Origin of the sequence: Streptomyces sp. NPDC048270, assembly GCF_040652335.1 — a bacterium.
Lineage (GTDB): Bacteria > Actinomycetota > Actinomycetes > Streptomycetales > Streptomycetaceae > Streptomyces.
In genome coordinates this window covers 179,923-200,990 of the sequence record NZ_JBEZLV010000010.1, presented here as the reverse complement: position 1 = coordinate 200,990, position 21,068 = coordinate 179,923, and the positions used below count along the sequence as shown (strand labels likewise).

Annotated in this window: 18 protein-coding genes and 1 pseudogene; 13 read left to right on the top strand and 6 right to left on the bottom strand. The window is 74.6% G+C overall.

Features of this window, described 5'->3' with window-relative positions:
• The 5 genes from AB0D66_RS12485 to AB0D66_RS12465 form a co-directional block, all read left to right on the top strand.
• The coding region (locus AB0D66_RS12485) for a lipid II flippase MurJ (protein WP_362300783.1) at positions 1–1,695 on the top strand (1,695 nt) is incomplete at its 5' end.
• The gene (locus AB0D66_RS12480) at positions 1,685–2,461 is read left to right on the top strand and encodes a polysaccharide deacetylase family protein (protein ID WP_362300780.1); all 777 of its coding nucleotides are present in this window, start codon (positions 1,685–1,687) and stop codon (positions 2,459–2,461) included. The genes AB0D66_RS12485 and AB0D66_RS12480, both read left to right, overlap by 11 nt.
• The gene (locus AB0D66_RS12475) at positions 2,458–3,690 is read left to right on the top strand and encodes a glycosyltransferase (RefSeq protein WP_362300777.1); all 1,233 of its coding nucleotides are present in this window, start codon (positions 2,458–2,460) and stop codon (positions 3,688–3,690) included. The genes AB0D66_RS12480 and AB0D66_RS12475 overlap by 4 nt, the downstream gene beginning before the upstream one ends.
• A gap of 58 nt (positions 3,691–3,748) precedes the next feature.
• Positions 3,749–4,510 (top strand): lipopolysaccharide biosynthesis protein, encoded by a 762-nt coding sequence (locus tag AB0D66_RS12470; protein WP_362300775.1) that lies wholly within the window; start codon positions 3,749–3,751, stop codon positions 4,508–4,510.
• Positions 4,507–5,649 carry a GNAT family N-acetyltransferase gene (locus AB0D66_RS12465; RefSeq protein ID WP_362300772.1) on the top strand — a complete coding sequence of 381 codons (1,143 nt, stop codon included), beginning with the start codon at positions 4,507–4,509 and terminating at the stop codon, positions 5,647–5,649. The genes AB0D66_RS12470 and AB0D66_RS12465 overlap by 4 nt, the downstream gene beginning before the upstream one ends.
• Before the next feature lie 668 nt (positions 5,650–6,317).
• Here the strand turns inward: AB0D66_RS12465 and AB0D66_RS12460 are convergent.
• Both AB0D66_RS12460 and AB0D66_RS12455 read right to left on the bottom strand, forming a co-directional pair.
• Positions 6,318–7,274: pseudogene (locus AB0D66_RS12460) on the bottom strand (glycosyl hydrolase); the annotation flags it as partial.
• Positions 7,275–7,325: 51 nt separating this feature from the next.
• Positions 7,326–7,541: a hypothetical protein gene (locus AB0D66_RS12455; RefSeq protein WP_362300769.1), complete on the bottom strand. Its 216-nt coding sequence runs from the start codon at positions 7,539–7,541 to the stop codon at positions 7,326–7,328.
• A gap of 27 nt (positions 7,542–7,568) precedes the next feature.
• Between AB0D66_RS12455 and AB0D66_RS12450 the strand changes: the two genes are divergently transcribed.
• The 5 genes from AB0D66_RS12450 (at position 7,569) to AB0D66_RS12430 (ending at position 12,809) form a co-directional block, all read left to right on the top strand.
• Positions 7,569–8,882, top strand: a complete 1,314-nt coding sequence (locus AB0D66_RS12450) for an ATP-grasp domain-containing protein (protein WP_362300766.1) — start codon at positions 7,569–7,571, stop codon at positions 8,880–8,882.
• 31 nt (positions 8,883–8,913) lie between these two features.
• The gene (locus AB0D66_RS12445) at positions 8,914–10,188 is read left to right on the top strand and encodes an NAD(P)-binding domain-containing protein (RefSeq protein ID WP_362300763.1); all 1,275 of its coding nucleotides are present in this window, start codon (positions 8,914–8,916) and stop codon (positions 10,186–10,188) included.
• Between the two features lie 36 nt (positions 10,189–10,224).
• A complete protein-coding gene (locus tag AB0D66_RS12440; protein WP_362300760.1) occupies positions 10,225–10,470 on the top strand; it encodes a hypothetical protein in 246 nt (81 codons plus the stop codon).
• Between the two features lie 12 nt (positions 10,471–10,482).
• Complete coding sequence (locus AB0D66_RS12435) at positions 10,483–12,570, top strand: SpoIIE family protein phosphatase (RefSeq protein WP_362300757.1); 2,088 nt, start codon at positions 10,483–10,485, stop codon at positions 12,568–12,570.
• A 71-nt stretch (positions 12,571–12,641) separates the two neighbouring features.
• Positions 12,642–12,809, top strand: a complete 168-nt coding sequence (locus AB0D66_RS12430) for a hypothetical protein (protein ID WP_362300754.1) — start codon at positions 12,642–12,644, stop codon at positions 12,807–12,809.
• A gap of 43 nt (positions 12,810–12,852) precedes the next feature.
• Here AB0D66_RS12430 and AB0D66_RS12425 read toward each other — a convergent pair whose 3' ends face one another.
• Positions 12,853–13,278, bottom strand: coding sequence for a DUF6299 family protein (locus AB0D66_RS12425; RefSeq protein WP_362300751.1), 426 nt, complete (start codon positions 13,276–13,278; stop codon positions 12,853–12,855).
• 187 nt (positions 13,279–13,465) lie between these two features.
• Here AB0D66_RS12425 and AB0D66_RS12420 point away from each other — a divergent pair, with 187 nt between their 5' ends.
• Positions 13,466–14,086 carry a DUF4352 domain-containing protein gene (locus AB0D66_RS12420; RefSeq protein ID WP_362300749.1) on the top strand — a complete coding sequence of 207 codons (621 nt, stop codon included), beginning with the start codon at positions 13,466–13,468 and terminating at the stop codon, positions 14,084–14,086.
• 57 nt (positions 14,087–14,143) lie between these two features.
• Positions 14,144–14,638: a DUF5949 family protein gene (locus AB0D66_RS12415; RefSeq protein ID WP_362300746.1), complete on the top strand. Its 495-nt coding sequence runs from the start codon at positions 14,144–14,146 to the stop codon at positions 14,636–14,638.
• A gap of 115 nt (positions 14,639–14,753) precedes the next feature.
• Here the strand turns inward: AB0D66_RS12415 and AB0D66_RS12410 are convergent, their stop codons facing one another.
• From AB0D66_RS12410 to AB0D66_RS12400, 3 genes are all read right to left on the bottom strand, one after another.
• A complete protein-coding gene (locus AB0D66_RS12410; RefSeq protein ID WP_362300743.1) occupies positions 14,754–16,007 on the bottom strand; it encodes a cytochrome P450 in 1,254 nt (417 codons plus the stop codon).
• An 80-nt stretch (positions 16,008–16,087) separates the two neighbouring features.
• Positions 16,088–17,236, bottom strand: coding sequence for a low temperature requirement protein A (locus tag AB0D66_RS12405; protein WP_362300740.1), 1,149 nt, complete (start codon positions 17,234–17,236; stop codon positions 16,088–16,090).
• A 29-nt stretch (positions 17,237–17,265) separates the two neighbouring features.
• Positions 17,266–17,988 carry a CbiX/SirB N-terminal domain-containing protein gene (locus AB0D66_RS12400; protein WP_362300737.1) on the bottom strand — a complete coding sequence of 241 codons (723 nt, stop codon included), beginning with the start codon at positions 17,986–17,988 and terminating at the stop codon, positions 17,266–17,268.
• Positions 17,989–18,182: 194 nt separating this feature from the next.
• Here AB0D66_RS12400 and nirB point away from each other — a divergent pair, with 194 nt between their 5' ends.
• A complete protein-coding gene (gene nirB / locus AB0D66_RS12395) occupies positions 18,183–20,933 on the top strand; it encodes a nitrite reductase large subunit NirB (RefSeq protein WP_362300735.1) in 2,751 nt (916 codons plus the stop codon).
• Positions 20,934–21,068 lie beyond the last annotated feature (135 nt).

Sequence of the window (21,068 nt, the reverse complement as noted above, 5' to 3'; positions counted from 1 at the left end):
GGTGCGCGCGCGGCACGGGACGCCGGGCCCGCGGCCCCGGGCGGAGCCCGGCCCGCCGGGTCCGCCGCCCCCGGGGGGAACGGGCCGGCGCTCGGGCGGTTCCTGGCCAAGGCCGCCGCCGTCACCGCCGGGCTGACCGCCGCCGGGGCCGTGTTCGGGCTGGTGCGGGACCAGACCATCGCGCACCTCTTCGGGGCCGGGCACGACAGCGACGCGTTCCTGATCGCCTGGACCGTGCCCGAGATGGCCTCGACGCTGCTCATCGAGGACGCCATGGCCCTGCTGATGGTGCCCGCCTTCAGCCACGCCCTGGCCCGGCGGTCCGCCAGCCGGGCCGGGCTCACCCGGATGGAGGCCCGCGCGCAGGACCCCGTACGGCTGCTCGTCGGGGCGACGCTCCCGCGGCTCCTCGTGTTCCTGGCCGCGGTGGCCTCCGTGCTCGTCGTGGCCGCGCCGCTCGTCGTCGCCGTGCTCGCACCCGGTCTGCCCGATCCGCAGCTCGCGGTCGAGTGCACCCGGCTGACGGCGCTGACCGTCGTCTCCTTCGGCATCGCCGGATACTTCAGCGCGGCGCTCCGGGCCCACCGGTCCTTCGTGCCGCCCGCCGCGATCTACGTCTCGTACAACGTCGGCATCATCGGCACCATGGTCGCGCTGCACGCCCTGTGGGGGGTGCGCGCCGCCGCCGCCGGGGTCGCCGCCGGCGGACTGCTGATGGTCCTCGTCCAACTGCCCGCCTTCATCCGGAACGTGGGCTTCGGCCCGTCCCGGGCCAAGGGCGCCCCCCGCAGCCAGCGCGACCGCGACCGCCCCACCCTCATCGCCTTCGCCGTCATCGCCCCGGTGATCTTCTTCGCCGTGTTCCGGCAGTCGCAGGTGCTCGTCGAGCGGTTCCTGGCCGCGTCCCTCCCGTCCGGGGCGATCTCGCACCTCAACTACGCGCAGAAGGTCGCGCAGATGCCGATGGTGCTCTCCTTGATGATCTGCACCGTCACCTTCCCCGTCGTCGCCCAGGCGATGGCCGGCGGGGAGCGGGAGAAGGCACGGCGGCGCGTCGAGCAGGACCTGGCGCTGGCCTGCCTCGCCGTACTGATGGGCACCGCGCTGGTCATCGGCTACGCGCCCCAGATCATCGAGGTCCTCTTCGAACGCGGCGCCTTCACCCACCAGGACACCCTCGCCACCGCCTCCGTCATGCGGGTCTACGGACTCGGACTGCTCGGCCACTGCCTCGTCGGGGCGCTGTCCCGGCCCTTCTTCTCGACCGCCCGGCCCACCTGGTTCCCGGCGCTCGCGATGGGCGCCGGACTGCTCGTCAACATCGTGGCGGGGGCCTTCGCCGTCGGCTGGTGGGGCACCTACGGCATCGCCGCCGCCAACGCGGCCGGCATCTCCACCACCGCCGTCCTGCTGCTCACCGGCCTCGGCTCCCGGATCGTCCCCATCCAGGGCGGCCGGGTCGCCGTCAGCATCGGGCGGCTCGCGGTGTCCGCGGCCGCGGCCTGCGCCACCGGCTGGATCGCCGGGCCCATGATCCCCGACCCGCTGCTCAGCGCCGCCCTCGGCTGCCTGCTCGTCCCGGCCATGTTCGGAGCGACCGGCACCGCCATACGCGCCCTCGAAGTCACCGCCCTGCCCGGTCAGATCGACCGGTTCACCTCCCAGTTCACACAGAGGTTCCGCAATGTCCGCTGACACCGACACGGCGCCCGCCGCCGTGGTGGGCCCCGCCCGCCGGACCGCATCGCCGTGGGTCCTGATGTACCACTCGGTCGCCGAGTTCACCGACCCCGCGGAGGACCCGTACGGGATCACCGTCACCCCCCGCGCCCTGGAGGCGCAGCTGCTGTGGCTGCGCTCCCGCGGGCTGCGCGGGGTGTCGGTCGGCGAACTGCTCCGGGCCCGGGCCGCCGGACGCGCGGCCGGACTGGTCGGGCTGACCTTCGACGACGGCTACACCGACTTCCTGACCCACGCGCTCCCGCTGCTGCGCCGCCACGACTGCACCGCCACCCTGTTCGTCCTGCCCGGGCGGCTGGGCGTGGACAACGTGTGGGATCCGCTCGGGCCGCGCAAGTCCCTGCTCACCGCCGAGGGCATCCGCGAAGTCGCCGCGGCCGGGCAGGAGATCGCCTCGCACGGGCTGCTCCACCAGGACCTCACGGCAGCCGGCGACGACGTGCTCCAGCAGGAGCTGCGGGGCAGCCGCGACCTGCTGCGGGAGCTGACCGGAACCCTGCCCGAGGGGTTCTGCTACCCGTACGGACACCTCGACGCCCGGGTCGTCGCCGCCACCCGGGCCGCCGGGTACGGCTACGCCTGCGCCATCGACCCCGGCCGGCTCGCGGGCCGGCACGCCCTGCCCCGTACGCACGTCAGCCAGGCCGACGCGGGCGCGCGGCTGCGCGTCAAGCAGGTCCGCCACCAGGTCCGCGAGCTGCGGCGGGTGGTCCTCCCGTGAAGGCCCTGCACATCATCACCGGGCTGGGGGTCGGCGGCGCCGAGCAGCAACTGCGGCTGCTGCTGCGGCACATGCCGATGCACTGCGACGTCCTGACGCTGACCAACCCGGGTCCGGTCGCCGAGGGGCTGCGCTCCGACGGGGTGCGGGTCGTGCACCTCGGGATGCGGGGCAACCGGGACCTGGGGGCGCTGCCGCGGCTGGTGAAGTTCATCCGGCGCGGCAAGTACGACCTCGTGCACACCCACCTGTACCGGGCCTGCGTGTACGGGCGCCTCGCGGCCCGGATCGCCGGCGCCGGGGCGACCGTGGCCACCGAGCACTCCCTCGGCGAGGGCGAGATCGAGGGCCGGCCGCTGTCGGGCGGGGTGCGCGCCCTGTACCTGGCCAGCGAGCGCCTGGGAGCCGCGACCGTGGCCGTCTCGGACACCGTGGCGGCCCGGCTGGAGGCGTGGGGGGTGCCGGCGGCGCGGGTGCACGTCGTACCGAACGGGATCGAGTCGATCCGCTTCCGCTTCGACGAGGGCGTACGGCGCTCCACCCGGGCCCGGACCGGGCTGCCGGAGCGGGCCTTCGTGGTCGGCGGGGTCGGCCGGCTGGTGCCGGGCAAGCGCTTCGACGTCCTGGTGCGGGCCGTGGCCGCGCTGCCCGGGGCGCACCTGCTGCTCGCCGGGGACGGGCCCGAACGCGCGGCCCTGCGGCGGCTCGCCGCGGAGCTGGGCGCGCAGAGCCGGATCCACCTGCTGGGGGAGCGGGACCCGCTGGGCGACAGCCCGGACGGCCGCACCCCGGGGATCCCTGCGCTGCTCGCCGCCATGGACGTCTTCGTCTCGCCGTCGCGGGAGGAGGCCTTCGGGCTGGCCGTGGTCGAGGCGCTGGCCGCCGGGCTGCCGGTGCTGCACGTCACCTGCCCGGCCATCGACGACCTGCCCGCCGCGCAGGCCCCCGGCGCCCGGCGCATCGGCACCGGCACGGACGAGCTGATCGCGGCCCTGCGCGGCCACATGGAGGCGGGGGTGCGCCGGCTGCCGCCGCCGCCCGTGGTCCGCCGCTACGACATCGCCCGCAGTGCCCGGCAGCTGCTGGACGTCTACGACCTCGCGCTGTCGGCCGCACCGGGCCCGGCAGCACCCCGTTCCCCCGGGCCGCGTGCGGACGCCGCGCCGCTGCCGCAGCCCCTGGAACCCAGCGCCTCGAACGCCGACGGGGCCGAGAGCGCCCGGCGGTGACGAGGCCGGCCGACCCCTACCGAACCCTCCTCCCCTCACCCAGGAAGTGACCACGCCCATGGCCGACAGCGCCGACCAGAAGAAGTCCGAGAAGAAGAGCGAGAAGAAGGCCGACCACCGGTCCGGGAGGAAGCGGCTCCGGCGTCGGCTGGTGCCGCCTCCCGCCTGGTGGCCGTTGCCCGCCTGCGCCCTGCTGGGGCTGGCCGCGGGCGGGGCGTACGGGGTGCTCAAGGCGCCCGAGTACGCCGCCACCAGCTACGTCGTCGCCGTGCCCGACGACACCACCGAGCCGGCCACCGCCCTCGGCTTCGCCCAGGCCTACGCCCGGATCGCCACGAGCAGCTCCACGCTCGCCTACGCCCAGCCCCGCGCGGGCATCGCGGCCCGCCAGCTGCGGACCCAGGTGCGGGCCGAGACCTCGCCCGAGTCCCCGATGATCGCGATCACCGGCACCTCCAAGAGCCCCGCGGAGGCCGCCGACATCGCCAACGCCGTCGCCGACGCCCTGTCTCTGAGCAGCAATCAGGCCGCCAAGAACACCGGCGTGCAGCTGCTGCTGTTCAACCAGGCCGTGGCCCCCACCGACCCCGCCTCCCCGTCCGCCGCGATCAGCGGCGCCGTCGGGCTGTGCGCCGGCGGGCTGCTCGGCGGGCTGTGGCTGCTGGCCCGGCCGGCCCGGCGCAGGGACCAGGAGCAGGCGCGGGAGCGGGCGGAGGCGGGGGTGCGGGCGGAGCAGGAGCAGCCGGCCGTCGAGGAGTACCCCTCGCTCCCCGCGCAGGGTGAGCACGCCGAGACCAAGGAGAAGGAGTCCGTGCGATGAGTTCGGGCCCCGCCGCGGCCCTGTCGGTGACGCTGTGCCGCGACCCCCGGCAGTTCGCCGCGCTGGAGCAGCCGTGGAACCGGCTCGTCCGTGCCTGTCCCACCGCGACCCCCTTCCAGAGCCACGCCTGGCTGCACTCCTGGTGGCTTTCGTACGGGAAGGACGGCCGGCTGCGGATCGTCCTCGTGCGGCGCGGTGAGGAGCTGGTCGGCGCGGCCGCGCTGATGCTCGTACACCGGCCGCTGCCGCTGCTGGTGCCGCTCGGCGGCCCCATCACCGACTACTTCGACGTGCTCGTGTCCGCCGAGCACACCGACCAGGTGGTCCCGGCACTGGCCCGCGGTCTGCACCGGGCCGCCCGGGGCGCGGTCGTCGACCTGCGGGAGGTGCGCCCCGGAGCCGCGGCCGAGGCGCTGTACAAGTACTGGCCCGGGGTCGCGTCCCGGCTCACCGACTCCACCTGCATGGAGCTGCCCGCGCTGCCGTTCGACGAGCTGGTCAAGCGGATGCCGGCCTCCGGCGCCCAGCGGGTCCGGGCCAAGCTCCGCAAGACCGACGCGGCCGGGATCGAGGAGCACGAGGTCGGCGAGCAGGAGGTACCGCGTGCCGTGCGGAACCTGCTGCGGCTGCACGAGAAGCAGTGGCGCGGCCGCGGGGTGACCCCCGAGCACCTCAGGCCCCGGTTCGCCGAGCACCTGACCCGGGCCACCCGGCGGATGGTGCGGGCGGGGGAGGGGCGGCTGACGGAGTTCCGGCTGGACGGCAAGGTGGTCGCGGCCAACGTCACGCTGCTGTCGGCCGGGCTGAGCGGCGGCTACCTGTACGGCGCCGATCCGGACCTGCGCGCGCGCAAGGTGGACGTGGCGACGCTGCTGCTGCGCCACGAGGCCGGGCGGGCGCTCGCGGAGGGCCGCCCGGTGGTGAGCTTCCTGCGAGGGAACGAGCCGTACAAGAACCACTGGCGGCCGCAGACCGTGGTCAACCAGCGGTTCCTGCTGGCCACCAGCGCGCTCGCGCCCCTGCTGCGGCTGCACGAGTCGCAGGTGACGGGGCGCGAGCGGGCGGTGGACGCGCTGCGCGAGGCGCTGCCGGCCGCCAGGGACTGGCGGGCGCGGCTCAACGAACTGCGGGTGCGATGACCCGTCTAGAAGGGCCAGAAGCCGGAGTCCTCGCCCAGGTCGACCTTGACGCAGACCGACTGCTTGCCGACCAGCTTGGAGAGCCATTCGCCGAAGCTGAGCGGAACGCACCACTCCTTGGAGTTGAGCGGCGGCTTCGCCGGTTCCGGCAACGGCACCGGGGCGGGGACCGACGGGGTCGGGCTCGCGGAGGGGGCGGGGGTCTGCGGCGCCGGGACGGCCGGCGAGGGCACCGGCGTGGGCGCGGGCTCGGACACCTCGGGGGTCGGGACCTGCGGGCTCGGGGTCGCCGGGAGCGGGACCTCGGGCGTGGGGACGAGCGGACTCGGGGTCACCGGGGCCGGGACCACGGGGGTCGGGGTCACGGGAGCCGGGGCCACGGGCGAGGGCTCGGGCGCCTCGGGGGTCGGGGCCTGCGAGGGTGTGGGCGTCGGGACCTGCGGGGTCGGGGCCTCGGAGGGCGAGGGGAACTCGGGGGTGGGGACCTGCGGGGTCGGCACCGCCGGGGTCGGGACCTGCGGGGTCGGGACCTGGGGCGTCGGGACCTGCGGGGTCGGGACGGCCGGTGTGGGTACGGCGGGCGTCGGGACCACCGGGGTCGGGACCACGGGCGTGGGCACCACCGGGGTGGGGACGACCGGGCCGGGCTCGGGCAGCCTCAGCGCCTCCCGGAAGACCTCCGTGGACTGCGGGTTCTGCTTGCACTGCCACACGCCGTGCGGGCAGTAGTCGGTGATGGTGTGGTAGAGCGGCTTGTGCAGCTCGATCCACCGCAGCATGCGCCGCACGTACTCGGGATTGTCCCCGCGACGGAACAGCCCCCACTCCGGGTACGAGATCTGCTTGCCGTGTGCCTCCGCGAAGTCCACGTGCTTCTGGAGCCCGTACGGCTGGGAGATCTGGTCGTCGAAGTTCCGGCCGGGGCCCTGGTCGTACGAGTCCATTCCGATGATGTCGACCACGTCGTCACCGGGGTAGCACTCGGTCCAGCCGATCGCGTCCTTGCCCCGGTTCGGCGCGAAGTCGAACTTGAACTCCTGTCCGGGCACGGCGCGCATCGCGGTGACGATGCGCTTCCAGTACACCTTCCAGTTCTCCGGGTCCGGCGCGCACCGGTGCGTGTAGGTGATGCCGTTCATCTCCCAGCCGAGCACGATCACCGTGTCCGGCACGCCCAGCGCCACCAGCCGCTCGGCGAGCCGGGTGAAGTGCCGGTCGAACTGGCCCTCAGCGCCGGCCCTGATCAGCCGGGCCACCTGCCGGTCGGGCACCCGGCCCTCGTTGCGCTCCTGCATGGGGACGTTGAGGACGAACAGCCGGTCGTCCTGGGCCTTGCGCCAGCGCGCCCAGTCCTCCAGGAAGCCGACGTTGCCCTCGATGCCCGCCCACCGGTCGCCGGGCAGGTAGGTGTGCCCGACCCGGATCTCCTTGCCGCCCAGCCAGTTCGACAGGTGCGGGATCCGCGCCACACCGGGCGGGCCGAAGTCGAGATAGGCGCCCATGGCGACGTCCGAGCCCGGGTACCGGTCCTCGTCGGGTTCCGCGAGCGCGGCGCCGGTGGCCAGCAGTCCGGCCGTGACCGTACCGATGCAGGTGCTCGCCAGTCGGCGGCGTGGTCTGGGCATGGCGTCTCCCGAGCTTTCCTGAATCGGTGTGCTTACCAAAGACGTTAGGCATCAGATCTGACGAATGCCCTGTTCGGTGCCGCTGCCGTAGGCCATTCGCAGGTGCACACCATCCCCGCTTGGTCCGACTAGGTGAAAGACACCGCTGCCATGCACGCGTATCTCAACCATGTGCCCGCCGTTCTGCTCAGACTCGACCGCAATCCGTTCCACCACGGAACCCTCGGCGCCGTCAGATCCCTTGGCCGCAGGGGCGTGGAGGTCCATGCCGTCGTCGAGGCCGGGGGAGGTCCCATGGGGCGTTCGCGCTATGTGCGCGCCGTGCATCCCGGGCCGGCCGGCGGGCTGGACCCGGAGACGCCCGAGGCGTTGCTGGAGTGCCTGACCGGGGTGTCGGAGCGGATCGGCCGGCCTGCGGTGCTGATCGCCATGGACGATCTGAGCGCGATCACGGTCTCGCGGATCGGGCCGGTGCTGACGGACCGTTTCCGGATTCCCCATCAGCCCGACAACCTGCCCGCCCGGGTGGCCGACAAGGCCGAGCTGGCGCGGCTCTGCGCGCGCTGGGACGTGCCGCACCCGGAGACGGTCGTCCCGGCGAGCGGCGGCGAGGCGGCGGAGGCCGCCTGGCGGCTGGGTCTGCCCGTGGTCGCGAAGTGGAGCCGGCCCTGGCTGCTGCCGTCCGGGGCCGACGGGCTGCGCAGCACCACGCTGGTGCACACCGTCGCCGAGGCGCGGCGGCTGTACGAGCGCTCCGCCGAGGCCGGCAGCCGGCTGCTGCTCCAGCGGTTCCTGCCGGCCGGGCCGGACACGGACTGGTTCTTCCACGGCGCCTTCGCCCGGGGCGGGCGTCCGCTGCTGGCGGGATCGGGCCGCAAGGAGCTGTCGTGGCCGGTACGGACGGGGCTGACGGCGGTGGGCCGCTGGCTGCCGGACCCCGCGGTGGAGGAGGCGGGGCTGCGGCTCGCCGAACGGCTGGGCTACCAGGGGATCCTGGACCTGGACTTCCGCCGGGACGAGCGGGGCACCTTCCGGCTGGTGGACTTCAACCCCCGCCCGGGCGCGCAGTTCCGGCTGTTCACGGACACCGCCGGGCTGGACGTCGTACAGGCGATGTACCTCGATCTGACGGGCCAGCGGGTCCCGGAGCCCGTGGGCGGGCCGGGTCGGGTGTTCGTCGCCGAGAACTACGCGCTGCTCGCGGCCGTGCGCGGCGGATCCCTGCCGCGCCGCCGCGCGCCGGGTCCGGCGGCGGGCGCCGCGGATCCGGCCCCGCCGGCCGCGGCCGGCCGGCGGTCCGGTCCGGTCCGGTCCGGCCCGGGCCTGCCCGGGCGGCCCGCGGCGGGCCGGGACCGGGGGCGGGTGGAGGCCGCCTGGTTCGCCGGCGACGACCTGATGCCGTTCCTGGGCATGCTCGCAGCCTTCCTCGGGCGCGGGTTCGGCAAGGGGGCGCGCGTCCTGCGGGGGGTGCCCGCCCAGGGCCGGCGCACCGCCCTGGCGGCGGTTCGGGCGCCCCGCCAGCGGGGGCGGGACCAGCCCGGCCCGTCCCCGCTCTCCCCCGCGCCGCCGGAGGCGCCGGCGGCGCCGGACGAGCTGGTGACCCGTTGAGCACGACAGTGGAAGGAAGACCGTGAGCCGGATGGACGATCTCGTGGTGGTCGGCGCGGGCCCGTACGGGCTGTCGATCGCCGCGCACGCGGCGGGTGCGGGGCTCGACGTACGGCTCCTGGGGAGGCCGATGGCCTCCTGGCGCGACCACATGCCCGACGGCATGTACCTGAAGTCGGAGCCCTGGTCCTCCAACCTGTCCGCACCGGACGGGCGGCACACCCTGGCCGAGTACTGCGCCACCCGGGGACTGGTCGCGGAACACGGCACTCCGCTGCCGATCGGCACGTTCAGCGACTACGGGATGTGGTTCGCCCGCCAGGCCGCGCCCGAGGTGGAGGAGGTGACCGTCACGGAGGTGACCCCGCAGGGAGACGGCTTCCGCGTGCACACCGCCGAGGGACCGCCGCTGCTCGCCCGTACGGTCGCGCTCGCCGTCGGGGTGATGCCGTTCGCCCACCATCCGCAGACGCTGCGCGAACTGCCGCCGGGCCACTACTCGCACAGCAGCCGACACCGGGACCTGACCCGCTTCGCCGGGCTCGAGGTCGCCGTGCTCGGGGCCGGGCAGGCGGCCCTGGAGACCGCCGCCCTGCTGGCCGAGCAGGGCGCCCGGCCCTGCCTGGTGGCCCGGCGCGCCCGGCTGAACTGGAACGCGGTGCCGCAGCCCCTGAGCCGCCCCGCGCTGCGCGCCCTGCGCGATCCGCACAGCGGGCTGGGCACCGGCTGGCGGAGCTGGGCGTGGTCGGAGCTGCCCTGGGCGGTGCGGCGGCTGCCCGCCGCCACCCGGGAGCGGATCGCGGCGACCGCGCTGGGCCCGGCCGGCGCGTGGTGGCTGCGGGACCGCTTCGAGCGGCGGGTGCCCGTGCTGCTCGGGCACCGCCTGCACCGGGCGGTCGCGGTGGGCGAGCGGACCCGGCTCGGCCTGACCAACGGGTCCGGCGAGTCAGTGGTCCTGGACACCGCGCACGTCATCGCCGCCACCGGGTTCACCCCGGACCTGGCCCGGCTGGAGCTGCTCGACGCGGGGCTGCGGGCGGCGCTGGAGACCGTGGGGGGCAGCGGGACGCCGGAGCTGAGTCCGGGCTTCGAGTCCTCGTGGCCCGGACTGTTCTTCGCGGGGCTGCTGACGGCTCCCTCGTTCGGCCCTTCCATGCGATTCGTGCACGGCGCGGGCTTCACGGCGGGGAGACTGGTGAGAGGAGTCCGCAAACGGCTCGGCGCACGGGGCCCGGTGCCGGGCTCCGCCGGTGAGGCCCGGTGTGCGCGGGCCGCAGCCGGGCATCCCAAGACGTATCTGCGGTGACATCCGCGGAGAGACACGCGGTGAGAGGGGTCCGCGATGAGCGCGGAGCGAGCACAGGGCCGTGGCTGGGTACGGATTCCCGCCAGTCGCGGCGAACAGCCCGCCACGATCCGGGCCTCCGGGTACGACCGCGGCCCGTACGCGACGGCGTCCCACCCCGCCCAGCCCCCGATCTACCTCTCCCTCGTCAAGCGCTGGCGGGAGGCCGGGCGCACCCTTCCGGGGCATCCTGACGAGGAGTGGGAGCGGCTGATCTCCCAGCCGTGCTGGCCCGGCCGTTAGGTGGTGTGTCTCGTGGCAGCGGAGGAGCGCGACCGTCCCGAGCCGGACCGGCGGTCTCCCCAGACGGGCCCGGGGGAGCGGCTCGCGCTGAACGGCATGGGAAGTTTCGAGTGGGACCTGGACGCCGGCTCGCTGGCCCTGGACGAGGCCGGGATGGACGTCTTCGACCTGGAGCCGGACCGCTTCGACGGCACCCCGGAGGGACTCGGGCTGCGGATCCCGCCGGAGGACGGCGCCCGGCTGGCCGAGACGGTGGCGGGGGTCCTGGACTGCGGCGGCGAGTCGTACGGGGCCTACTTCACGGTGCAGCGGCGCGACGGCCGCGACCAGTGGACGCACACCCAGGGCCGGGTGCTGCGGGACGGGGACGGGCATCCGCGGCGGATCGTGGGGATCGTCCGGGACGCGACGGCGGAGCTGGCCCAGGCCACCATGCTGCGCAAACTGGAGACGGCCAGGGCCCAGCAGACGACCATCGTCCAGCGGACCACGGAGGCCCTCTCGCGGGCGGTGACGGTCGACGACGTCACGGCCGCGCTGACCGGGGCGGGCGCGCTGGAGCGGCTCGGCGCCGACGGGCTGGCCCTGGGGCTGGTCGAGGGCGGCACCATGAAGATCATCGCGTTGAGCGGGGAGTCGCTGGAGATCCTCAGCGAGCGGCGGTTCACCCGGCTGGACGGTTCGCTTCCGCTCTCGCAGGCGGTGCTCAGCAGGCAGGCACGGTTCGCCACCTCGCTCAGCGCGCTCGGCGAGGAGTTCCCGCTGCTCAGCGACTACCTGAGCCGGATCCGGTTCGACGCGGCCGCCTACCTGCCGCTGATCGCGCAGGCCCAGGCCATCGGCGGGCTGGTCCTCTTCTACCGGCGGCGCACCGAGTTCAGCCCCGAGGAGCGCAACCTGTGCCTCGGCCTCGCGGGCATCGTGGCCCAGTCCCTCCAGCGCGCGCTCCTCTTCGACCAGGAGCGGGAGTTCGCCACCGGGCTCCAGGCCGCCATGCTGCCGCGGCGGATCCCGGAGATCACCGGCGGGGAGATCGCGGTCCGCTACCACGCCGCCTGGAGCGGGCGCGAGGTCGGCGGGGACTGGTACGACGTGATCGCCCTGCCCCGCGACCGGGTCGGCATCGTGGTGGGCGACGTCCAGGGCCACGACACGCACGCGGCGGCCATCATGGGCCAGCTGCGGATCGCGCTGCGGGCGTACGCGGGGGAGGGGCATCCGCCGTCCACCGTGCTGGCGCGGGCCTCGCGGTTCCTCGCCGAACTGGACACCGAGCGCTTCGCGACCTGCATGTACGCCCAGGTGGACCTGGAGACGGGCGGCGTACGGGCCGTGCGCGCGGGCCACATCGGCCCGCTGATCCGGCACACCGACGGCCGGACGGGCTGGCCCAACGTGCGCGGCGGCCTGCCGCTCGGGCTGGCCTCGGCCTTCGAGCGGGAGGAGTTCCCCGAGACCCGGCTCGACCTGGTCCCGGGCGAGACCCTCGTGCTGTGCACGGACGGCCTGGTGGAGGAGCCGGGCACCGACATCACCCAGGGGATGGCGGCCCTCGCCCACGCGGTCAGCAGCGGCCCGCAGGAGGCCGGGGCCCTCGCCGACCACCTCTCGGACCGGCTCTGGGAGCGCTGGGGCTCCGGGGACGACGTGGCCCTGCTGGTGCTGCGCCGGGAGCCCGACCCCGGCACCCACCGGGCCCCGCGCATCCACCAGTACATCCACCAGGCCGACCCGGAGGGCCTGTCGGAGGCCCGCTACGCCCTGCGCCAGGCGCTGCGGGACTGGGGCATGCCGGACCTCGCCGACGACGTGGAACTGGCCGCCGGGGAGCTGCTGGTCAACGCCCTGCTGCACACCGACGGCGGAGCGGTGCTGACGATGGAGGTGCTGCCCGAGCCGGTCCGGCGGATCCGGCTGTGGGTCAAGGACCGCTCCAGCGTGTGGCCGCGCCGCCGCACCCCGGGCGAGGCGGCGACCACGGGGCGCGGGCTGCTGCTCGTGGACGCGCTGGCCACGCACTGGGGGGTGGAGTCCCGCGGCGACGGCAAGGCGGTGTGGTGCGAGTTCGACGCCGCGGGCAGCCCCCGGAGCGCGGGGTGACCGGATGGTCACCCCGAGTTGTGGGATGCCCGGGGCGGGGCGATGATGCGCGGTATGGAACGGATCGTGCTGTGCGCAGGCTGAGCAGAGGCGCCGCGACGGGCATCGTGGCCCTGCTCCTGCTGGCCGCCGGAGTACCGACGGTCGTGGACTGGACGACGGGGCGGCCGCACGCGGACCCCGAGTGCCAGTCGGTGGCGTTCATGTCGATGACGGACGTCGCGCCCGAGTGCCGGTAGCGGCGGCTACCGGCCGGGCGCGCCCCGGACCGCAGCGGCCGTCTCAGTGGTGGGCGACCAGGTTGATCTCCTTGCGGTCCGCCGCGACCGTGTCGATGGAGCGCGGCATCAGGCCCGAGAAGTGGATCTCGTTGAGCTGGGCCTCGGCGAGCGCCGGGCCCGGGTGGACGGCCGGGGTGAACTTCAGCGAGCCGGTGGCCTCCCACGCGTGCTCCTGTCCGTCGCACTTCGCCTCGCCGCCGCCGAAGGCGAGCCGCGTGCCGTCCTGGACGACGGCCGCCGCGATCTGGAGCTTCGCCCCCACGGGTGACGGGTTCTCGCAGTGGTACGTGCCGGAAAGGGTGACCGTACCGTCCTCGGAGATATGACCGTACGGCTGTACGGAAATCCCCTGGTCGAAAGAAGTGGCTTCGGCGGCGACGGCGAATACCGCCGTGGCGGCCAGCGCGGACAGTGCCGCAAGGGCCATGCGGGTTCCGTGAATACCCATGATTCCTCCGGGTGGATGGGGCGGCGGGATTCCGCCGCAACGAATTGTGCTGGCAGTCGGCGGGCAACTCGCCGTACATGCCCGCCGCGCGTACTCGTGTCGGTGTGTGCAATTCCCCGCTCGGGCGCGTGAGACTGACCGAAATACGTCCCCGAAGGGATCCCGCATGCGCCAGTCCGCCGCTCCCGCCCGCCGCCGCCCCGCCTCCCGCCTCCCGCGGTTCGCCGCCGTTCTCCTCCCGTTGCTGGTGTGCGGCGCCACGGCCTGCCAGAGCGCGCCCGAGGGGGCCGCACTGGCCCCCGCCGCGGCGCCCGCCGTCGTGGTGGACGACGGGGCGCCGGGCGCCGAGGGCTCGGAGGCGCGCACCGGGGTGAAGGACGCCCGTGTGGGTGAAGCCGTACGGGTGCACGGCCGGCAGGTCGGCCGGCACCTGGAGGCGGTGCTGAGCGCGTACGTGGACCCCGCGGTCAGCGTGGAGGAGAACTTCGCCCCGCCGGCCGGCAAGCGCTGGGTGGCCGCCTCGATGTCGTTCGTCAACGTGGGCGGGGCCTCGTACGGGGCGCTCGGACGCATGTGGGCGCACGACGGCGCGGGACAGCGCCACCCGGTGGTGCCCACGGGTGAGCTGACCACCGGCAAACCCCTCGTCTTCGATTCCCTCGCGGTCGGTGAGCGGGCCGAGGGATGGGTCGTGTTCGAAATCCCGGAAAACGCGCGCATTGAGCGGCTCCAGTACCAGGACGCGAACATCCAGGCGAATTCCGGAGGGGGATTCTGGGCGGTCTAGCCCGCCCGGGTGAAAGGCCGTGAAGGGGTCGGGCGGCAGACCACTAGGGTGCGGCGCATGACTTCTACTCAAGCCGAGATCGACCGGTCCCAGCTCGGCACCCTTTCGGTGCTCGCCTGGATCGGCGACCCTTCCGAGGCGCACGACATCCCGTACCTCCTCGCCTACACCCTCGGTGACGGCCCGGGCGGTCCGGAGGCCGGCGAGGCGGCGGCCCGCGGGCTGCTGGAGGAGATCGGCCTGCCCATCGGCGACGTCGTCATGGACGGCACCCGCAACCCGGCCGCCTTCCCCGTGCAGATCCTGCTGGAGGGCAACCAGATCGCGCTCACCCTGCCGGGGATGAACGCCCAGTGCACCGCCCCCGACGAGTGGGTCGCCGCGGCGAACGAGAGCGGGCAGGCCTACTTCCTCTTCGCCACCCGCGCCTGGCCCGAGGCGGTCCCCGGCCAGCCGGTCGACGCGCCGACCCTGCAGGCGTTCGCGGGCGACGAGGCGGTGCTCACCGGCAGCGCGCACTGTGTGCTGACCGTGCGGCGCCTGCAGAAGTAGCCGCGCCGCGGGGCGCGCCCCATGCTCCGGCCGCCGGGCTCCCAGCCTGCCCGGTGGCCGGTTTCCGTTGTCCGCCTCCCGCCTCCCGCCTCCCGCCTCCCGCCCCCCGTCGCGCTCAGGGGCGTTCGAAGGCGAATTTCAGCGAGCGGACCCGGTTGTCGAAGTTCGACCCGGCCAGGTCCGGCAGGCCCACCGCGCGCAGGCCGACCGGCCGGGTGAGCAGTTCGCGGAAGAGCGCCTTCATCTCCACCCGGGCCAGGTGCGCGCCCAGGCAGAAGTGCGGCCCGCCCCCGCCGAACCCCAGGTGCGGATTGGGCGAGCGGGTGATGTCGAAGGCGTCGGGGTCCGGGAAGACCGCCTCGTCGCGGTTGGCGGAGGCGTAGTACAGGACCACCTTGTCGCCCGGGCGGAAGTCGTGTCCGCCCAGGGTGTGTTCGGTGGCCAGGGTCCGGCGGAACTGGATGATCGGCGTCGAGTGGCGGATCATCTCGTCGACCGCGCCGTCCGCGTGCTCCTCGAAGTCCGAGAGCAGCAGGTCGCGCTGGCCGGGGTGGTCGGTCAGCAGGGTCAGGCCGTGCGTGATCGCGTTGCGGGTGGTCTCCACCCCGGCGACCATCAGGAGCGAGAAGAAGGCGCCGAGCTGGCGGGCGCCGAGGGCCTGGCCGTCGACGTTCGCGCACACCAGCGCCGAGATCAGGTCGTCGGCGGGGTTCTTGCGCCGCTCCCGCCCGATGCCGGCCACCATCCGCTGCATCCGGGCGAGCGCGCGCAGGCCGCGCCCGGGCATCCGCAGCCGGGCGGCGAGGCCGCGCTCCACGCCGATGTTCTCGGAGGCGTGGTTGACGCGGTCGGCGATCTCGGGCCGGTGGTGCTCCGGGATGCCCATCATGTTGCAGATGACCTCCAGGGGCAGGCGGGAGGCCACCGCCGAGACGAACTCGTCGGGCTGCTCGGCCAGTACGTCGTCCACGATGCGGGCGGCCACCGCGTGGATGTCCGCCTCGGCGGCGGCCAGCAGGCGGGGCGTGAAGGCCCGTTGCACGATCTTGCGGAGCTGGGCGTGGTCGGGGCCGTCCAGATTGACCATCGAGTCCCCGAACAGGGCGCGGACCCAGCGGGCGGGCTCGGGGGTGGTCACGCCGGGCGCACTGGCGAAGACCTTGGGCAGGCGGCTGGCCTCCTGCACGTGGGCGTGGCGGACGAGGGCCCAGTGCCCGTGCCCGGGCCCTTCGGGGACGAAGACGGGCGCCTCCAGGGCCCGCAGGCGGGCGAAGGCCGCGAGGCGGTGTGCGGGGGGCTGCAGCCAGAACCCGGGCTCGGCCAGTTCCCTGCCGGGGTCTTGGCCGGGGCGTTGTGCGGGGAGTGTCATGGCCTGCCAACGCCGCCGGGACCGGAGGAGTGACGGCCGGGCAGCCGGCCGTCAGGGGCTCGGCTCCGGCGACGGCGCGGTCAGCGAGGCGGCCGCGCGGCCAGGGTCAGGCCCACGGCGACCGTCGCGGCCGCGACCAGGCCCGCGTAGAGGACCGCGTACGCCCCCGCCCACGTGCAGGCCAGGACGGCGAGCGCGGACACCGGCAGGGTGAGCTGCTGTGCAGGGCCCCGCTTGAAGTGGCGGGAGTGCAGGAACCACACCATCATCAGGAAGATCGCCGTCGGCACGGTCACGGCCGCGTTGGCGGCGATCTGCGAGACGTGGGCCTTGCCCACCGCGTGCTCCACCGCGACCTCGATGCCCGCCCCGATCGCCGCACCGGAGGCGAAGACCAGCAGGTGGCCGTAACCCCACGGGATGGCCTGCCGGTTCGAGGTCAGGTACTCGTGCATCGGCACCGCGAAGTAGATCCACCAGGCGGCGAAGACGATCAGCAGTCCGCCGCCGGCGATCGGGAGCAGCTGGTCCAGCGCCTCGTGCTCGTCGAGGGCCGACTTCACCGCCACCGTGCTCGCGGCGATCGTCTCGCCCAGCACGATGATGGTGAACAGGCCGTACCGCTCCACGATGTGGTGCGCGTGCCACGGCGTCTGGTGGCCGCGCTCGGCGATCACCGGGACCAGCAGCTCCATGGCGACCAGGACCAGGAACAGCCACCGCTTCCAGCCGTCCGGGGCGAACAGCAGCGCCACCCAGGCGGCCTGGCAGACCACCAGCCCCGCCGCATACGTGAGCGCGGCGGTGCGCGCCGCCCCGCTCTCCCCGGCGGCGGCCCGCAGCCATTGCGCGGTGAGCGCCACCCGCATGATCAGGTAGCCGATGACGGCCACGGTCCAGTCGTTCTCGTCGAAGGCCCGGCTCACGCCCGCCGCGTAGACGAGCACGCCCGCGATCTGGACGAGCGTCGCGATCCGGTACGGCACGTCGTCGCAGTCGTAGGCGGAGGCGAACCACGTGAAGTTCATCCACGCCCACCACACGCCGAAGAAGACGAAGAAGTAGCCGACCACGCCGGCACCGGGATGGCCCTCCGCCAGCGCGTGCACCAGCCGGGCGCCCGCCTGCGCGATCGCGACGACGAAGCAGAGGTCGAAGAACAGCTCCAGCGGGGTGGCCGCGCGGTGGTGCTCGTCGCGGCTGCGCGCGGTCATGGGGATGTACGCCATAGCGGCCAGCAGACCAGATGCCCGGGGTTTCAGCAGGCCAGACGCGCGGCCCTGACCGCCCGGGTGCCCCGGGCGGTCGCGTACCGCTCCACCACCAGCCGGGCCAGGCGCGGATGGTCGGCCAGCGGCTGCGACACGGTCCAGGCGCCGCACCCCGCCAGGGCGCGGGTGAACCGGCCCGGGGCCAGCAGGTGCGCGGCCACGGCGATCCGGTGGTGGCCTGCGGCGCGCAGGGCGGCCAGGGCCTCGGGCACGGTGGGCCCGGCCGAGGTCAGGTAGGCGGGCAGGACCGGGACCGGGTCGGGGCCGCGGTCGTCCGCCAGCAGCGCGGCGAGCCGGGCCGCGCAGTCCTGCGTACCGGCGTTGCCGCCGGGCCGGGAGGAGCCCGCGCCCGCCACGACCACCGCGTCGGCCCGCGCGTAGGGGCCCCGGCGGCGCTCGGCTTCCCGCAGGCGGCCGTGCAGGGCGAGCGCGACGGCGGGCTCGCCGCCGAGGCCCTCGGTCAGCACGCAGCCGGTGCCGTCCAAGGCGGCCGGGACGTCGATGCGGCGGTGGTAGCCGTCGCCGAGCAGCAGCGGGACCACCACGGCGTTCGGGTGCTCCCGTACGACCTCGGCCAGGGACGGCGACTGGACGTCCAGGTGGCCCACGACCGCGCGGACCCCGCTCAGGGCCTCGATGGCGGCGGTGAGCCGGGCGGTGGCCGCGGCGGCGGCCGCGACCGCGCTGCCGTGCACGGCGAGTACGAGCATGCCTTCACGCTAGGCGCGGGCGGGGCCCCCGGGAGGGCGTCGAAGGGCCCTCGCCGGGGGCCGCAGGTCCCGTCGCGGAGGGGGCCGTGGACCCCGGCCCCGGGGCCCTTTTCGGCGCCCGGGGGCAGCGGAGGCGGCCTACGGTCGAGAGGTCGGGAGCACGAGGGAACATACGCACGCACGGAGTGAGACCCATGGCGCAGACGCTGGTTGTCATCGGGCACGGCATGGTGGGGCACCGCCTGCTGGAGGCGCTCGCCGAGCGCGACGCGCTCGCGGACCCGGCCCGCCCCGGCGACACCGGGTGGCAGGTGACCGTCCTCGCCGAGGAGGAGCGCCCCGCCTACGACCGCGTGCACCTGTCCGCCGCCTTCACCGGCGCCACCGGCGAGGAGCTCGCGCTCGCCCGCCCCGGCTTCCTCGCGCGGTACGGCATCGACCTGCGCCTCGGTGACCCGGCCGAGCAGATCGACACCGCCGCCCGTACGGTGACCAGCCGGTCCGGGGCGGTCGTCGGCTACGACGCCCTGGTGCTGGCGACGGGCTCGTACCCGTTCGTCCCGCCGATCGAGGGCGCGGACGCCGAGGGCTGCTTCACCTACCGGACGCTCGACGACGTCGAGGCGCTCACCGCCTACGCCGCGGGCGCCCGGACCGGAGTGGTCATCGGCGGCGGGCTGCTCGGCCTGGAGGCGGCGGGAGCCCTGCGGACCCTCGGACTGGCCACCCACGTGGTGGAGTTCGCGCCGCGGCTGATGCCGCTCCAGGTGGACGACGGCGGCGCGGCCGCCCTGCGGGCCACCATCGAGTCGATGGGCGTCGCCGTGCACACGGGCGTCGGCGCGGCGGGGGTCGGCACCGACGGCGACGGCCGCGCCGTCAGCCTCCGGCTGACCAGCGGGCAGGACATCAGCGCGGACGTGGTGGTCTTCTCGGCGGGCGTGCGCCCGCGCGACCGCCTGGCGCGCGAGTGCGGGCTGGCGGTCGGCGACCGCGGCGGCGTGGTCGTGGACGGGCACTGCCGGACGAGCGACCCGTACGTCTACGCGGTCGGCGAGTGCGCGCAGACGGTGGACGGCAAGGTGTACGGCCTGGTCGCGCCCGGCTACCAGATGGCCGAGACGGTCGCCGAGGCCCTCGCGGGCGCCGGGACGCTGACCTTCACCGGAGCCGACACCTCCACCAAGCTCAAGCTGATGGGCGCCGACGTGGCCTCCTTCGGCGACCCGTTCGCCCCGGAGGGCCGGGACGGGGCCGTCTCCGTGGTGTTCTCCGACGCGCGCGAAGGCGTGTACAAGAAGCTGCTGCTGGGCCCGGACGGCGCGCTGCTCGGCGGCATCCTGGTCGGCGACGCCGAGGCCTACGGCTCGCTGAAGCCGCACGCGGGCCGGGTCCTGCCGGCCCCGCCGGAGGCCTTCCTGCTGCCCGCGGCGGAGGGCGCCGCGCTGCCGGGAGCGGACTCCCTGCCGGACGAGGCGGTGGTGTGCTCCTGCCACAACGTCACCAAGGCGCAGGTTCGGGACGCCGTGGTCGCCGAGGCGCTCACCGACATCGGCGGGATCAAGAAGTGCACCAAGGCGGGTACGGGCTGCGGCGGCTGCCTCGGCACCCTCCAGGCGGTGCTGGACGCCGAACTGGCGGCGGCGGGCATCGAGAAGCCGCGCGGCCTGTGCGAGCACTTCGCCCTCACCCGCGCCGAGATCTACGAGAAGGTCCGCACCGAGCACATCCGCGGCTTCAGCGAACTGCTGGAGGCCTACGGGGAGGGCGGCGAGGGCTGCGCCGTCTGCAAGCCGGTGGTGGCCAACGTCCTGGGCACCCTCGCCCCGGACCTGGGCCTCGGGCACGTCCTGGCGGGCGAGCAGGCGGCCCTGCAGGACTCCAACGACCTCTTCCTCGCCAACCTCCAGAAGGACGGCACCTACTCGGTCGTCCCGCGCGTCGCGGGCGGCGAGATCACCCCCGAACAGGTCATCGCACTGGGCGAGGCGGCCCGCGACTACGGCCTCTACACGAAGATCACCGGGGCGCAGCGGATCGGGCTCTTCGGGGTCCGCAAGGAGCAGCTGCCGGACATCTGGCGCCGGCTGGGCGGGGCGGGCTTCGAGTCCGGGCAGGCGTACGGGAAGTCGCTGCGCGCGGTCAAGTCGTGCGTCGGCGCCCGCTTCTGCCGGTTCGGGCAGGGGGATTCGATCCAGCTGGCGATCGACCTGGAGCTGCGCTACCGGGGGCTGCGCACCCCGCACAAGTTCAAGGGCGGGGTCTCGGGGTGCCTGCGCGAGTGCGCGGAGGCCCGGGGCAAGGACATCGGCGTCATCGCGACCGCCAACGGCTGGAACCTGTACGTGGGCGGCAACGGCGGTGCGTCGCCGCGCCACGCGGACCTGCTGGCCGCGGACCTGACGGCGGCCGAACTCTTCGTCCTCGTCGACCGGTTCCTCATGTACTACATCCGCACGGGTGAGCGCCTGGAGCGCACGGCGGCCTGGATCGAGCGGCTGGAGGGCGGCCTGGAGCAGCTGCGGGAGGTCCTGATCGAGGACGCGCTCGGCATCTGCGCGGAGCTGGAGGCGCAGATGGAGCGGCACGTGGCGGCGTACCAGGACGAGTGGCAGGCGGTCCTGGAGGACCCGGTGGCGCTGGAGCGCTTCGGGACGGTCGACTTCGGTGCCGCCCCGCAGTCCCTCGAGCCGGGGCGCGGCCGCGCCGCCGTACTGGCGGACGGCACGCAGGCGGCCCTCTTCAAGGACCGGACCGGAGAGGTGTACGCCGTCGGCAACCGGGACCCCTTCTCGGGAGCGGACGTCATCGCCAACGGGATCATGGGCTCGCGCGACGGGGTCCCCGTCGTCGCCTCCCCGATGCACAAGCAGGTCTTCGACCTGCGGACCGGTGTCTGCCTGGACGATCCGGAGGTCCGTCTGCCGGTGCTCCCGCTGGACTGACGCACGGCCTGGACTGACGCACGGCCGAACGCACTGGGGTCGACGGGACCTTGTCCCGTCGACCCCAGTGCGTTCTCCTCTGCCGCGAGGCGGTCGCGGACACGGAATCTGGATAGGCAAGGACACCCCTCGACC

What these genes read in the sequence shown, in the direction of transcription:
- AB0D66_RS12470 (WP_362300775.1), top strand. Translation starts at nt 3,749, where the DNA reads ATGGCCGACAGCGCCGACCAGAAGAAGTCCGAGAAGAAGAGCGAGAAG.
- AB0D66_RS12400 (WP_362300737.1), bottom strand. Translation starts at nt 17,988, where the DNA reads ATGCTCGTACTCGCCGTGCACGGCAGCGCGGTCGCGGCCGCCGCCGCG.
- AB0D66_RS12445 (WP_362300763.1), top strand. Translation starts at nt 8,914, where the DNA reads ATGGACGATCTCGTGGTGGTCGGCGCGGGCCCGTACGGGCTGTCGATC.
- nirB (WP_362300735.1), top strand. Translation starts at nt 18,183, where the DNA reads ATGGCGCAGACGCTGGTTGTCATCGGGCACGGCATGGTGGGGCACCGC.
- AB0D66_RS12405 (WP_362300740.1), bottom strand. Translation starts at nt 17,236, where the DNA reads ATGGCGTACATCCCCATGACCGCGCGCAGCCGCGACGAGCACCACCGC.
- AB0D66_RS12410 (WP_362300743.1), bottom strand. Translation starts at nt 16,007, where the DNA reads ATGACACTCCCCGCACAACGCCCCGGCCAAGACCCCGGCAGGGAACTG.
- AB0D66_RS12425 (WP_362300751.1), bottom strand. Translation starts at nt 13,278, where the DNA reads ATGGCCCTTGCGGCACTGTCCGCGCTGGCCGCCACGGCGGTATTCGCC.
- AB0D66_RS12440 (WP_362300760.1), top strand. Translation starts at nt 10,225, where the DNA reads ATGAGCGCGGAGCGAGCACAGGGCCGTGGCTGGGTACGGATTCCCGCC.
- AB0D66_RS12480 (WP_362300780.1), top strand. Translation starts at nt 1,685, where the DNA reads ATGTCCGCTGACACCGACACGGCGCCCGCCGCCGTGGTGGGCCCCGCC.
- AB0D66_RS12415 (WP_362300746.1), top strand. Translation starts at nt 14,144, where the DNA reads ATGACTTCTACTCAAGCCGAGATCGACCGGTCCCAGCTCGGCACCCTT.
- AB0D66_RS12450 (WP_362300766.1), top strand. Translation starts at nt 7,569, where the DNA reads ATGGGGCGTTCGCGCTATGTGCGCGCCGTGCATCCCGGGCCGGCCGGC.
- AB0D66_RS12465 (WP_362300772.1), top strand. Translation starts at nt 4,507, where the DNA reads ATGAGTTCGGGCCCCGCCGCGGCCCTGTCGGTGACGCTGTGCCGCGAC.
- AB0D66_RS12420 (WP_362300749.1), top strand. Translation starts at nt 13,466, where the DNA reads ATGCGCCAGTCCGCCGCTCCCGCCCGCCGCCGCCCCGCCTCCCGCCTC.
- AB0D66_RS12455 (WP_362300769.1), bottom strand. Translation starts at nt 7,541, where the DNA reads ATGGACCTCCACGCCCCTGCGGCCAAGGGATCTGACGGCGCCGAGGGT.